The following is a 14,638-nucleotide window of genomic DNA, read 5'->3' on the forward strand; positions in this document are numbered from 1 at the left end:
ATAGCGAATATATGGATGTAAACATTCTAAAAATAAAACCAACACACTTAAAAACCAAAACCACCTTTACCACAATGAAATTAATAAAATCATAAACGCTATGAATATCACAATATAAAACACCTTTTAATTTATAAAATTAAAAATCAGTAGTATGATTAAACCTCTCAACCACTGAGCTTTTCACTTTCACTAAAACCACTAATTCTTTAATGGATTTTATTAAATTCATGGGTAGAAAATCAGAAATATAAAGGAACAAATATGAATAAGTTAGCCATTTCAATAAGCGCTTTATTAGTGAGCAATTTAGCACTTGCTCAAGAGCAAATGCTTGCTGGTGAATATACACTAACAAAAGACTCATTCTTAGACGGAACGGTAGATTCTAATTTAGTACAAGAGATCACTATCACTGGTGATGAGAAACACTTTTTTTCTGAAACCGCAACCAAGTTTTTGTCTGGTTCCACGGTGCAAAATGGCAATGTGATTAACTTCAAAATGTCCGATAAAACACCTTCTAAAACAGAGTACTTTCTTGGCCAAGTAGATGTTCAAGGACACTACAGTGGCACTTGGTTTGCTGCTAACGGAGAAAAAGGTGATTGGACTATAGCGCCAGTGCTGCCTACTGCTGCCACAAGCTGTAACGATATTCTCAACTCAGGGTTGAGCCGCGGAGACGATGTATATCAACTGCAAGATGGTATGGGCAATACCGTAAATATGTATTGTGATATGACAACTGACGGAGGTGGTTGGACGCTTGTAGGGAGCTACCCAAAAAACGAACCCGGTGGAAAAAGTTCAATAGCACAATACGGCGATATACCTGAAACAAACCCAAATAATGTCACAAAGCTGTGGATGTACAAAGGTGACTTAGGCGCATTTACAGATGTTAGAGAGCAAATTAGTTGCTCTGGTGATAATTGTGCAGGCGGCTACAGTGTATATGGGCTTAATTTTACAACGCCAGAGCTAGACTTAGTCAGGTATACGTGGGGCTATAATGAACGAGTTGAATATATGCCAATGCGTACTGACAACCCAGCATGTTTAAAAAGCTTAGAGCCTGGCTCTGAACCTGTTCCTGGCTGCGTATTCTCAAACTATCTGTCCATGACAAGTACGCATACTATTGTCGGTTGGCAAGGTGACGTTCACGCGAGTTATTGCTGGGTTGCTAGGGGCTCACATGAGTCTGGTAGAACTGGCTCAGGTCAATGTAATGGCAAAGAACCTAACGGAACACAATGGGCTCTTCTTTGGATGAGATAAACCAAAGCATTTGAGTCCACCAGAAGCAACGACAAACCAGTGATTGTTGCTTCTGACTTTTTCTGTTATTTAGGTATTAATAAGATATAAGTAGCTTAAAAAACGAATGATGCTTTTTGGATCTGAATTAATAAGTCCATATACTCTTAAAAACATTTTAAAATAGAGCACTTTAGGTTTATAACCTTGTATTGAAATTAGAAAAACCTATCTAACATAATTATTTACATGCTAAAAAATGACAATTATATATGTAATCTCAAAAGGATAGTTAACAGGTTTACCAAAATAAACTCACCCACCCTATCTAAACTTTAGATAAACCAGACCATTTAATAGTAAAACTTATATTAAAACAAAAAATTTCCACTCCTGAAAATAAAAATTAATTTATTAATAAATTACATACCCAAACATAAAAGCAGCATTGACAACCTAAAAAAATGAGGGTAGCTTTGATGGGAAATAATTAAAAGGATATATTATGAATATAAAAATAAAGAAAAAAGCGCTAAAAACTTTAAATAAGAATCAATCTTTTGCTTTAGAAGCAACGCCTAAAGTTGCTGCGGCAGGTACACATAGAACGGCAAATGTATGCTGGCTTTCAATGCATGACGGCAAAGTGCAGTGTGCTTAATAGATAAAGTATCGTTTAGCAACAGTATCTAATCATCAGTTTATAGATAACAAAAATAAACAGAAAAAATCAATATCAAGCGAAAATTAAAAGGATAATTTATGAATATTAAAATCAAGAAAAAAGCGCTTAAAACTCTAAATAAAAATCAATCTTTGGCGCTAGAAGCAACACCTAAAGTTGCTGCGGCAGGTACACACAGAACGGCGAATGTGTGCTGGCTTTCAATGCATGATGGTAAAGTACAGTGCGCATAAGATCTTACAAATAGGGCCGCTATATGCGGTCTTTTTAATTTATTCCCCTAAATTCAGTTCATATCAAATTAGTGCTTTAAGAGCAAAAATTATTCATTAAACTCAAAGCTTTCATATTCAGATAATTAACCAGTAAACATAACGATTAATTTCACTTCCTTTAAAAAAGACATCAATGTAAACAAGCATTTAGGCCTTACCACACCGCATAACATCATATTGAATGTATCATTAGCGTTGCCAGAGCTAAATTTGTTATAATTTCTATTTGTTTTTCCCTAAGATCCCTCTATGTTTGATATCCAATTAAATAGCTTTGTACGCCGAGTCAATCATGCAAGTGAACTTAAAGACATCATTAAAGCTACCGGTGCGCAACTTAGTCGAAAAGGCCGCTCAAGAAACTGGCGGCTACAGGGAAGTTGTTCTCAATGTGAGTTAATCATTCAACGCATACAACAGCAGGACGAGCCTAGCTGGCACTGGGTACTTGAGGCATTAAACAAATTGAAACCCAAACCAAGTATTGCTGATTTAGTAGCTGAAATAAATGCAAATCCTAATATAACGCTACAGCAATTAATAATAAAAACAGATTGCTCCCTTATAGAAGCTAGAAAAGCGTTCGACCTAGTGGCTTGGGAGTAACTATCACTCAATAAACCATCTTCCTAACTAAGTGTCCTTAAAGTAAGCTACCTAATTATTAAACTAAAGCGCTTTATGATTATTTTGCCAATAAGCCATATATAGCGGAGTCAGATACGATACCGTCTATCTCCCAGCGCTGTTTTAACAGCCCTTCTTGCTCAAAGCCGAGCCTCTCCAATGCTTTTCCTGATGCAGTATTGTCAGGATCAATTTCGGCTTCTAGTCTACGCAACTGCAAATGACTAAATGCATATTCAACCAATGCGGAAGAGGCTTCATAAACAATCCCTTTGCCCCAATACTCGCGCTTTATACCAAAACCAAGCTCTGCACGCCTTGATTCTTTATCATAGTTAAATAACATTACCTTGCCCAGAAGTTGCTTTGTTTCTTTGCAGTAAATACCCAAAGTAAGAGCTGACGAATTTCGCATAGCATCGGCACTTGTAGAGATAAACTCGCGGGCTTGCTCAATTGAATTCCAAGGCGGTGTATTCCAGTATTTCATGACTTCAGGATCTGAAAAAATCTCTAATAAGCTGGCTGCGTCTTTGTCATCTAAATTTTTTAACTCTAATCGCTCAGTTTTAATGTGCGTATTCAGCATATAACTCTCTATCCTTCGCTTGTATGAAGCTAGTACCTGTAATAGCATCTAGTCTCGCTTCGATAAATTAAACAAGCTGATTATAAACAACCATATTAAAATTAAATATAAAAGAGATAAAAACCTCAAAGCACATGAGTAAAAACATGACTAACACTGAAAAATACAAAACAAAACATTAATAAAAAACCTATTAATAAGCAATGTAAATATCACGTTAAATTTAAAATTCGATTTTACCCGAGGTTATAATTTCTCATTTCTAAATTGATAATAACTCTTTAAAGCTAAAGGCACTGAGGTATATGGGTTTTCAACATGTCCAGCTCCCTCACTATAACTGTGCTGGGTGTAGAAGTTTTCTGGCCCATATGAATCTATGGCTTTGAGTAAGCCTTTAAACGAGCCTGTGATAATATCATTCTCAGCACCGCCTATACTTAGATACAAAAATAACGGGTCACCCTCTACGTTTTTCAGCCCTTTTTCAAACTCTCGCACAACCACTGAATCGTCATACCAAGCTGCAGGACTAAACGCAAAGTAACCGGAAAACAGTTCAGGCTTGGTAATGAGTGTATATAAAACAAAGCTACCACCAGCAGAAAAACCTGTTAGGACTCGGTTCTCACTCACCTTATAGTTGGCCTCAACATAAGGTAACACCTCTGTTTCAATGAAGGATAAAAACAAGTCAGCTCTACCAAATATTTCAGGTGAATTATCATTAGGAGGCCTTGCTTCGATTGCCACATCTTTTCTAGCAAATGGAGGGACTAGATCTCTGTTACGTGAGTCTGTCCAAAATAAATTTGGGATTGCCACGATAATAGAGTCTTCAACTTTAGCTGCTTGGGCTAATTGGGTGAGAGATTCATCCCACCGAGATAAATTGAAATTTCCATCAGATTTTATGATTAATGGATACGTTTTATTTTCGTCATAGCTTTTTGGTAATCTGATAAAAATTTTTCTTTGTTCTGAAAGCACCTTTGAGTAAAGACTATGATCTATAAAAGCAGATGTATACTCTTGCGTATAGCGCTGATAGCCCATGAAAGCCGACACAACGACCAATACCAGCAAACTTATCAGAAGCAGCTTATTTCTAAATACTGTCAAAATTTATCCTTTTTATCTCTCTTGTTGGAGATTTAGAAAACCTTAGTTGCGCAACGTATAGGCCTACCAGCCTTAATTGTTTGGCTTTGTTGGAAAGTTAGCTTCACATTATTCCAGGCGCAAATGTGTAAACCAAAACCTAAGACCGAATAAGCAGTCTATAAGCCTTGCTTCTGCTGATAATGATATAACCCAGTAAGCGCATTAAACAGGCCAGCAGCCATTGTAAAGTCATGAGAATCGTCATTAAACTCATCTTGCCTCAAGTACAGATCTAGATTGCGATTTCTAAGAATTGTTTGTGATAATTCGTCATAAACTTCACGCATTTCGCCACCTTCGCTGCCGATATTCATGTAGAGGTAATTTTTAATTGGCTGTTTAGAAGTTACGTATTTTTGCGTCGCCTTAGCTGTTTCTCGAGCTCCCCACCAAACCGCTGGACTAAAGGCTAAATGACCTTGAAAAAGCTTTGGCCGGGACTGAAAGCTATGGATAACTAATAAACCAGCGATTGAGTGACCAGCTAAAATATTAAAGTTATTTGTACGATAAGTTTTATTAACCTGTGGAATGAGTTCGTTTTCAATGAAGTCTAAAAATTTATCACCGCCTCCACCTGCTCCCACAGGCCCTCGCGGGTCTCTATTCACAGTGGGTGCGAAATCTGTAATACGATCATGGCTAGTTAAACCGACAATAATATGTTCATTTGTCCCATTGGACAGGTGCAACCTATGGAGCATTCCGTTAACTAACTCACCATTGAGTTCGCCATCAAGTACGTACAATACTGGATAGTTTTTTGTAGCATTGGCTTCATAAGATGAAGGGAGTGCGACGGTGATTTTTGGGAGCTCAGTTAAATATTGCGATTTAGGAAGTGCTACTCCTTTAAAACTAGATGCATCAGCAATCGTCGAAATAAGACAAAAGAACAGTGTCAAAATTATAATTTTCAAAATATAAAATTCCTTTTGAAGATATAGTGAATGTCAGTTTTTTCTCGACCAACTAAAAAGCACTATAGTCATAGCAATAATTACTTGAAAAAATATAATAAAAACCAAAAAAACTCAAGGGCGCACCAAAAACCATATTAATAAATTAATATTAAAGGCTTAAAGGGGTTGATTATTAAACAATAATATTTATATAAAACACCATCAATATCAAGCAACGACCAAACCAAGGAGAAAAAACAAATAAAATCAATAATTACAACAACTTATGGCCAAACCAATATAAAACCAATTAAACACCGCTTCAAGGTTTATATTGCCAAAAAATAAAGGGGGCTAAAAAATTAATTAAAATTCGAAAACACATATAAAAAAAGTAAATCATCAAGGATTGTTACATGTTAAAACAAAGGGCGTTATGATCGTCAACAACGCCATCTGAAGCTTTATATCTCTAAAAATTATAGTGCGTATGAGCAGCCTACAAAGGGAAGCAGCCATGTAACGAAGCACGGCTCAGCATGTCGTAAGCTATTCAACCAACTCCCTTTCAAAAATAGCAATCATTTGCTCCGAACCACCAGTTGAATCAGTAGGGATTACCATTTGCTTAAAACGCCACCCACCAATTGCCTCTTCATTTAGCGCTTGGTCCACATTTGAAATACCTTTTTTAAACCAACCATGATTAAATTTAATTGATACTGTTTTATATTCGTAACTCTTCATTTCTGTCGTCTCCTTATAGTCCAGATCATGAATATCTACTTCTAGCGCAGACGCCAACGATTTTTTAGACTGCAAAGATATCGTTGCTTCTTTTTCTATTCGCTGAATAGTTCTCAAATTTAAGCCTGCAGCAATCGCCAGCTCTTCTTGAGACCAAGACTTTTGATGCCTTAGTCTAATTATCAAATCTGCATTTATTTTCATTAGATACTTATAACCTGAGTGTTTGATACAAGGTAAAACATAAATTAAATTCGTCTCTTCTATTAACGAAATTTATACGACACGATCCTGAAGACTATACGACAGTTTTACAAAGCTAAGGTAGTTTTGCGTTACATCTTTCAGTTGTAACAATCGTCTAATTTAGACCGTTAAGTAATTTTATAAAATAAAAACTATAATTTTATCTATACTTAACAAGCAATTGCTAAATCTTCGACCTTTTATGCACTCTTAGGTTTAATTTACTTAAACCATAAAAGCCTGTCTGACAATGTAATTACTCCCAAATTCAACTAGTCAGTTTCATCACTACAAATAATATCGAAGTAATATTGATTGAATGCTTGAGGATCAACATTAATTGCGATGGTTTGTTTTGGCCTAGTCGCCCACTCATCAATGGGAAAAATTCTATCTGAGCTTTTAAACAAGGTATGACCTTTTGCAGGCCCGTCAGTGATAACTCGTATACGCCCCTGTTTAGTCGTAAATATTTGAGGTGCTACCAAGTACATGATTGCAGAAGAGTCATGAACATAAAACCCATCTAAACCGAGGTCATCATTATAAAACTTTGCATAAAAACGTGTGATGTCATAGATGAATTGACCATACTGTGCACTGCTTACTCTCAACTTCTCTAAATACGCATTTGACATCAAAGTTTGTTGCGTGACATCTAATCCTATGAGAGTAACTGGCCAGTCAGCATTGATCACAATATCTGCAGCTAGCGGATCGCCATACACATTCGCTTCTGCAAATGGTGTCAAATTTCCGGTATGACCATTGTGTCCAAATGCACCGCCCATAATGATGACTTCTTTCACTAACTTGCCAATTTCAGGCGCTTTTTCAATTGCCATCGCCAAGTTTGTTAGCCGACCTACCGCAACTAACGTGATCTCTCCCGGCTGATTTTTAATTGTTTCGATAAGGTAGTCATGTGCAATAAGCGGTGATATCTGCGTGTTTATAACTTTAGGTATTTCAATATCTCCCAGCCCATTGTCACCATGAACTAAGGTGGCGGGCTCTGTTTTCACTTGATCTAGTGGGATGTTAACCCCCTTAGCGACTTCAGCAGACATACCGAACTGTTGTTTTAAATAAAGCGCATTTCGTGTGGTATTTTCTATGCTTGCATTACCAAAAGTAGTCGTAATACCAACCAATTCAATATCCGAACAAGCGTGTGCCAAAAGCAGTGCCATCGCGTCATCAATGCCCGGATCTGTATCAAATATTATTTTTTTCATTTCACCCCTTATAATTTGGAACGATACAAAATCATAATACATCACCAGTAAACATTTAACTAACATTTGATCGCTTTTAAACCGAAAGACAGTTCGGATTGTGCTTTTATTGCAACTTAAGCACTAGTCAATTCGCGGTAATATGCCCCTAGTAAGTAATTAGCTACCGAAGCCAAGCTTTGAAGCCTAACCATGCTCGATGAGTTGATCTTAGATTTGAATATTATTGGAAGATGAGGCAATTGAAGAGTCTTTAACGTTAATGATGCCAAAAAAGACACAATGCTGGCTGTGGGTTGCAAGCAGCTTAACCTCCTCCTGATAACATTACTGAATGTGTCTATTTGCTCTGTAGGTGTGCACAATCCTCCCCTCATTTCAAATTGTGCATTCACAATACTACTTTAGTGCAAGATACTAATTTATATAAACTTATTAGATAAAATCTGAGGCTTTTGTATGACTTTACAACGCATTTTAAAGTGAAATGTGCAAATACTGTGAAAGTTGCAGTTGGTGCTTTGCGGTTATTACGGTTTTAAGCTAAGTTCCTTTGACAGGCTTAAAATAGCAAACCTTTTGAAAGAAAGGGACGCAAAGCTTCCGGTCTAAGGTGAAAACTAAGATAGCGGGGTTGCTGAATGCCAATGCTTAAAATGGTGACAATGTGCATACTGTTGTTTTGTATGCGCATTGCGTAGCCTATCGGTATTCACGTCTTTGACATGTCATGTCATACCTCCAACCCTTGGTCTTTCTTCATACCCGATTTTTGCATCAGCTATTGCCGCCTGTGAGTTCTGGTCGAATGCCTGTTCAATGAAGAACAGCAGGGAAATAACATGTCAATTGGCAATGTTTCGGGGAATTTTCATGAGACAACATAGATACAACAGCAAGCAGCACCGATTTTTAAAAATCGGCCTCTGTTTAATGGTTTTGGGGCACCCAATACACAGCTTAGCTGCACAATGCGAGTTCAATGTAAAAAATGAATGGCAAAGTGGCTATACCGCAGAGGTCACCGTGTTTAACAATACTGACTCAGTCATAAACGGCTGGGAAGTTGGATTAGCGTTTAACCAAGGTGAATCAATTAACAATGCTTGGCGCGCCCAATTGAGTGGCAATAGTCCATATCAATTTAGCAACCTTAATTGGAACAGCACCATTCAGCCGGGCTCATCCAAAGCGTTTGGCTTTAACGTCAAAAAGAGCAATGGGCAAGCCGTTACCACACCAAGATTATTTGGTATTTGTGAAGGAGGCTCACAAAATAATGATGTTACGGTCGTGGCGTCAGCGTCTAACAACCAAGGGACAGCACCCGCGACAATCAACTTTACCAGCGAGGCGACTAATTTACCGTCAGATAATGTGAGCTACCACTGGGATTTTGGTAACGGACAAACCTCTAATGAAATAAATCCTCAACATATCTTTGATCAAGCTGGCGCTTACTCTGTTTTATTGACCATCAAAGACGGAACAAACAATTACCCTGCGGCACCCATAGCAGTTACCATTAGTGAAGCTCAGCCTGAGTCTGCACAGTGTACTTTTGAAGTTGAACAAGAGTGGATCTCAGGGTTTCGTGGCAAAGTTACCATTACCAATACAGAAAGTGTTGCTATTTCCAACTGGAAAGTACTCATGGCATTTTCAGACAACACCAAGTTGACGGGCGTATGGCATGCTAGGCACAGTGGCAATAACCCGTATGAAATCATTAATGAAAATTACAACAGCACTATTAACCCAGGCCAGAGTTTAGATTTTGGTTTCAATGCCCAAAAAGCACAGGAAAATGATACACCTGCAATTCCTTCTCTTGGCGGTTTATGCTCATTAGACGGTGATATTAATCACGCACCATTAGCAGTTGCATCGGCCTCTACCACATCAGGAGATTACCCACTCACGATAAACTTTAAAGGCGATGAATCTTCTGATTTAGACGGTGATGCACTCACATTTAGCTGGGACTTTGGCAACGGACAGACTTCAAGCGAGCCAAACCCTACTTATATTTATGAAGAAGAAGGCACATTTAGCGTCACGTTAACGGTCAACGACGGGGTTATAAGCACAGTCAGCGATCCAGTCACTATTCAAGTTTCAGAACCTGAAGCGCCACCCATCAGCGCTCCATTTATATTAGATCCTCAAAGCTCTCATCTTTACTTTGTATCGACCAAAAAACAGCACCTCGTTGAATCACACACATTTAACAATATCAGTGGCAGTATTACACCTGAAGGGGTAGCAAGATTAGCCATTGACCTGAGCAGTGTAGATACCGCTAACGACACCCGCGATGGCAGAATGAAAGAATTTTTATTCGATACCGAGTCATTCCCAACCGCCGAAGCCCTGCTTGCTATTGATTATGCTGCGCTCGTTGCACTTCCTATTGGTAGCACTGAAATGCAATCCATCTCAACCACACTCAACCTCACTGGCGTTATAAAAGAAGTGAACGCTGATGTCGTTATTAGACGTCTTGCAAACAATAAAATTATGGTGCAAACCTTAACACCAATTGTGCTAGACGCCACAGACTTTGGTTTAGAGTCTGGTATTGAAACACTCAGAACATTGGCAAACTTATCGGTGATCAGTTACGCAGTGCCCGTGAGTTTTAACCTTGTTTTTGAAGCGCAGCAATAGGAGGGAAAGAAGATGAAACGCAATAATTTAACACGCTTTTTTACCTTGACTGATACTTGGTCTCATACGCCTAAAATCGCTAAGTTCGCTGCCTGTTTAAGCCTACTAACCAGTGCTTCTTTTGTTCAAGCGGCACAGTGTTCCTTCACTATTCCAGACAATTGGAACAATGGCTTTAAAACAGAGATTGTCATTGATAACCCGTCAGATCAGGATCTCAATGATTGGTCCATCGAACTTACATGGGATCAAGGTATTTCCCTGCAAAATAGCTGGAATGGTGACTTTAACTGCCATGATACAGGCTGTACCATTTCGTCACAAAGCCATACCATACACGCCAATCAGTCATTTGGTTTAGGCTTTGTCGCCAACAAAAATGGCTTAACTGGTGATGTCACCATGACCTTAAGTGGTGATATTTGCACGAATTCAGAGCCCACTACGCCACCGGATGATGTAATTGAAACGGGTTTATGGCAACTTGATAGCACGGCGTCTTTACTGAGTTATGTGTCGGTAAAAAAAGATCACGTTGCAGAGTTAAATCAGTTTGTTACACAAAACAATGACTCCCCAGCCCTGTCTGGCAGTATCGACGCCGATGGTAACGTAAAACTGGCAGTCGATCTAAGTACCGTTTCGACTGGTGTGGATATCAGAAATAGTCGCATTTTAGACTTACTCTTTGAGACAGATTTACTGCCCGTCGCTTACTTCAGTGCTCAAATCAACACTGCATTGTTAAGTAATTTAGAAATTGGCCAGCCAGTTATTCAAAATGTGACTGGTGAAATGAGCTTACATGGCACCAATCATCAGATGACGCTTGATGTGCTGGTTGTCAAACTTGCTTCCGGTAAAGTCAATGTCAGCACGCTTTCACCCATGATCATCGACAGCAAAAGCTTTGAAATGGACTATGGCATAGAAGCTTTGCGTATTGTTGCCAATCTCTCAAGTATTGGTGAATCTGTACCTGTCTATTTCAACCTGACTTATTTGGCTGCCGAGCAAGACAACTTTGAGCCAGTTGCGATGCCAGAAAAACCAGCGGCTCCCTCAGAGCTCAGTGCAAGTGTGCTGTCAATCGATGCCAAGGCGCAATTGAATTGGCGTGATAACAGCAATAACGAAACCAATTATCTGGTGCGCTTTAAAAGCTTGGATGGACGCTGGCAAACGGCTGCTGAGCTGGCATCAAACTCAAGCTTTTATGAATCAGGGCTACCTGAATCAGGCGAGTTCGATTACAAGGTCATTGCACTCAACAATTCAGTACCTTCAGAACCAAGTAATATTGAGCGTATCGTTGTCACTCAAACAGATCCTGTTGCCCGAGGTATGCAACTATATCAAACGGGATGTGCAGGCTGTCACGGCTCAGAAGCAGGTGGCTTAGGGTCATTCCCAGCGCTTGATACTGAACGAGATATACAAACCATGATTGATACCATTGTCACCACCATGCCTTATGGCACACCAAGTGCGTGTGATGAGCAATGTGCAGCAGATATCGCAGCGTATCTGCAAACTCTTTGGCCTGCACCTTTGACCTGTGATGTCGGTGTTGCACCCGTGGCATATGGGGCAAGGCAGCTGAAGATTTTAACCCAAACTGAGTACCAAAATACGGTCGAAGACTTGCTTGGTGTTAATTTTGAGGTATCTGATGGCTTATCTCCAGACTCTCAAATTGGCTTTTTCATCAACAATACCCATGCTAGCGTGCAACCTTCTAACTACAGCAATTACCTGTTAGTCGCTGAAGAGCTTTCACAATGGGCCGCTGAAAATAACTTTTCGCCTGCGCTCAACTGCGATGCGGTTAATGAAGACTGTGCAAATCGCTTAGTGGATGAACTTGCACCGCAAATCTTCCGTCGCCCATTGACCCAAGATGAAGCACAAAACTACAGATTGATAGCAACGGGCTTTTTCCACAGTGGAGATATTGAAGCAGGTATGAAACTCGCCTTAGAAGGATTACTGTCTTCACCGCAATTTATTTATCGCCACGAATTAGGCGAACCTAATCCTGATAACTCAGAGTTGGACGCGGATGCCTTCGAGTTGACGTCATGGGAAATGGCGACTTTCTTGTCATACACATTCACGGGCTCAACACCTGACCAACAACTCTGGCAAGCAGCTGAGCGTGATGAGCTTCGAGATGAAGCCAACATCATTGCCCACGCTAACCGTCTAGCTGACAGCGCAAAGTCTGTGCTTGGTGACTTTGTGGGCAGTTGGCTTGGCACAGGTAATTTAGAAGTGGCAACCAAAGATCAAACCGTCTACCCGGGTTTTGCACAATTGGTCCCAGCCATGAAGGCAGAAATGAACGAGACCTTCTCGTACATCATGACCCAACCTGATGAGAAGTTCAGCTCGCTTTATACTGCAAACTTCACCTTCGTCAATCAGTTGCTTGCAGAGCATTACAATATTGCAGGTGTCACTGGCGAAGAGTTACAAAAGGTCGATACAACTGAACGCGGTGGCATATTAGCCAATGGGGCATTTATGGCACGTTGGGCTGAGGTTGCCGAGTCACACCCTATTTTGCGCTCAGTACGCGTGCGCCGCCGTATGCTATGTCAAGATCAACCCGATCCACCAGCAGGTACCTTTGAAGCCAGAGAGCAAAGACTGGCTGAACTCTCTGACATGTTGCAAGACCCATCAACTACTAACAAGCTTAAGTATCACAGCTTAACAGAAGGTCAGCCTTGCTCTGCTTGTCACGAAAAGTACATCAACCCAATGGGATTCGGCATGGAAGACTTTGATGCCGTGGGCAAAATCAGAAGTGCAGACAACAACGGTAATACCATAGATGCATCTGGTACCCTATTCGCCCCTGAGAAATACGCAGAAGTCAGTGAGTCCATCCCATTTAATGGTGCAAAGCAATTAGGTGCCGTGATCTCGGATCTGTCATCCGCCCAAAGTTGCTTGCCACAGCAAATGTTCCGTTACGTAATGGGCGTGGGTCACGACTCGCTCGACCCAACCAGCGACGAAGATAGACGCCTATCCGAAACAGAAAAAGTCGGGTACATGTGCGAAATAGACACGCTCACAGATGCCATGATGCAAAACAGCCCAAGAGCCATGTTGGAGAAGTTTGGTTCATTGAAGTCAGTGCGTTATCGCAAAGCTTGGTCCAGAAATGAATAGTGCGGGTCACAATACAGAAGGTTAGTAAAATGAAAGATGAACATTTAAATAACATGATGATGTCGCGCCGTAGGCTATTAAAAGTGTTTATGGCATCGGGGATTTCTACCGCCCTGATCCGCACTTCGCCATTGGTATCGGGCCTGTTGTTTGCCAGAGATGCAGATGCGCAAACCGCAGGGCTGCCAAATAAAACCGTGTCCATTTATATACCAGGCGGGTCCATATCATCTCTTTGGAACCCAACAGGTAGCGGTGAAAATATGCAGTTGGGCGTGATGTCAGCAGGCTATGAACCGGTCAAAACAGAATGTAACTTTATGGTCAACATGTCACATTCCAACGCAGGACATGGCCGAATGCCAATTTTGCTAGCACAAAACTGGGGCAGCGATAGCTATGACGTAACCATGGGTAATGCACTTGGGCCCAATTTACCGTTTCGATATCTTAACTTGGGTGTGCACAGCAATGGTCAAGGGCAGTTAACCAAGGACAATCGCAACCACTTACCGTTCCAAGAAAACCCGTTCACCGTGTTCAAAATGGTGTTTGGCAGTGCACAAGGCAGCAATAGTAAAACGCCTATCATGAATGCACATATGTCGGCGGCCAATGCGATTAAAAACCGATTGGCCGGTTATGAAATACAAAGGATGAATGACCACCTCGATGCGATTTCAGATACTCAGCGCCGTTTAGATGACCTATACGGCGGCGTATCTTGCGGTATCGCACCGGATAATACTGAATTTCCTTTAACCTTTGATACCTTCAGTCAACAAGCCCGTTTGCAAGCAGATATTGCCGTAGCTGCCCTGCAATGTAACTTGACCAGCTCGGTATCATTGGCATTTGGTAACCATCAGGCAGAATTCCGTATTCCTGAATTAAATTTCCAAGGCCACTATCACAATGCGATTCATGGCGGGAGCAACGGCCAGCCGAACTATCCGTACTACACTGAGATGCGCAGCCACTTAGGTAGTCTAAGTGCGTATTTGATCCAAAAGCTGAAAGCGGCAGGCATACTGGATAGCACCGTCGTA

Annotated in this window: 12 protein-coding genes and 1 riboswitch; of the genes, 7 read left to right on the plus strand and 5 right to left on the minus strand. The window is 40.5% G+C overall.

The features are described from left to right. Positions 1–264: 264 nt before the first annotated feature. The 4 genes from L1077_RS26460 (at position 265) to L1077_RS26475 (ending at position 2,829) form a co-directional block, all read left to right on the plus strand. Positions 265–1,284 carry a fibrinogen-like YCDxxxxGGGW domain-containing protein gene (locus L1077_RS26460; protein ID WP_237139758.1) on the plus strand — a complete coding sequence of 340 codons (1,020 nt, stop codon included), beginning with the start codon at positions 265–267 and terminating at the stop codon, positions 1,282–1,284. Between the two features lie 484 nt (positions 1,285–1,768). Further along, a complete protein-coding gene (locus L1077_RS26465; RefSeq protein ID WP_237139759.1) occupies positions 1,769–1,924 on the plus strand; it encodes a hypothetical protein in 156 nt (51 codons plus the stop codon). A 101-nt stretch (positions 1,925–2,025) separates the two neighbouring features. Then, positions 2,026–2,181: a hypothetical protein gene (locus tag L1077_RS26470; protein WP_237139760.1), complete on the plus strand. Its 156-nt coding sequence runs from the start codon at positions 2,026–2,028 to the stop codon at positions 2,179–2,181. A 291-nt stretch (positions 2,182–2,472) separates the two neighbouring features. Next, complete coding sequence (locus L1077_RS26475; RefSeq protein WP_237139761.1) at positions 2,473–2,829, plus strand: ribosome recycling factor family protein; 357 nt, start codon at positions 2,473–2,475, stop codon at positions 2,827–2,829. Positions 2,830–2,908: 79 nt separating this feature from the next. On the opposite strand, the gene L1077_RS26480 is transcribed toward L1077_RS26475, so the two are convergent. The 5 genes from L1077_RS26480 to L1077_RS26500 form a co-directional block, all read right to left on the minus strand. Then, a complete protein-coding gene (locus tag L1077_RS26480) occupies positions 2,909–3,439 on the minus strand; it encodes a GNAT family N-acetyltransferase (RefSeq protein ID WP_237139762.1) in 531 nt (176 codons plus the stop codon). A 246-nt stretch (positions 3,440–3,685) separates the two neighbouring features. After that, positions 3,686–4,495 (minus strand): alpha/beta hydrolase, encoded by an 810-nt coding sequence (locus L1077_RS26485; RefSeq protein ID WP_440589570.1) that lies wholly within the window; start codon positions 4,493–4,495, stop codon positions 3,686–3,688. Positions 4,496–4,719: 224 nt separating this feature from the next. Beyond that, positions 4,720–5,523: an alpha/beta hydrolase gene (locus tag L1077_RS26490; RefSeq protein WP_231098050.1), complete on the minus strand. Its 804-nt coding sequence runs from the start codon at positions 5,521–5,523 to the stop codon at positions 4,720–4,722. Between the two features lie 531 nt (positions 5,524–6,054). Beyond that, positions 6,055–6,456: a DUF4177 domain-containing protein gene (locus L1077_RS26495; RefSeq protein ID WP_063360493.1), complete on the minus strand. Its 402-nt coding sequence runs from the start codon at positions 6,454–6,456 to the stop codon at positions 6,055–6,057. A 314-nt stretch (positions 6,457–6,770) separates the two neighbouring features. Further along, the gene (locus L1077_RS26500) at positions 6,771–7,736 is read right to left on the minus strand and encodes a nucleoside hydrolase (RefSeq protein ID WP_237139764.1); all 966 of its coding nucleotides are present in this window, start codon (positions 7,734–7,736) and stop codon (positions 6,771–6,773) included. Between the two features lie 559 nt (positions 7,737–8,295). Further along, positions 8,296–8,378, plus strand: a riboswitch (cyclic di-GMP riboswitch). Positions 8,379–8,609: 231 nt separating this feature from the next. Between L1077_RS26500 and L1077_RS26505 the strand changes: the two genes are divergently transcribed. The 3 genes from L1077_RS26505 to L1077_RS26515 all read left to right on the plus strand — a co-directional run. Continuing rightward, a complete protein-coding gene (locus L1077_RS26505) occupies positions 8,610–10,406 on the plus strand; it encodes a cellulose binding domain-containing protein (protein ID WP_237139765.1) in 1,797 nt (598 codons plus the stop codon). A gap of 12 nt (positions 10,407–10,418) precedes the next feature. Beyond that, positions 10,419–13,589, plus strand: coding sequence for a DUF1592 domain-containing protein (locus L1077_RS26510; RefSeq protein WP_237139766.1), 3,171 nt, complete (start codon positions 10,419–10,421; stop codon positions 13,587–13,589). 29 nt (positions 13,590–13,618) lie between these two features. Further along, a partial coding sequence (locus tag L1077_RS26515; RefSeq protein WP_237139767.1) for a DUF1552 domain-containing protein occupies positions 13,619–14,638 on the plus strand: 1,020 nt, incomplete at its 3' end.

The organism is Pseudoalteromonas luteoviolacea (genome assembly GCF_021654285.1).
Lineage (GTDB): Bacteria > Pseudomonadota > Gammaproteobacteria > Enterobacterales > Alteromonadaceae > Pseudoalteromonas > Pseudoalteromonas luteoviolacea_J.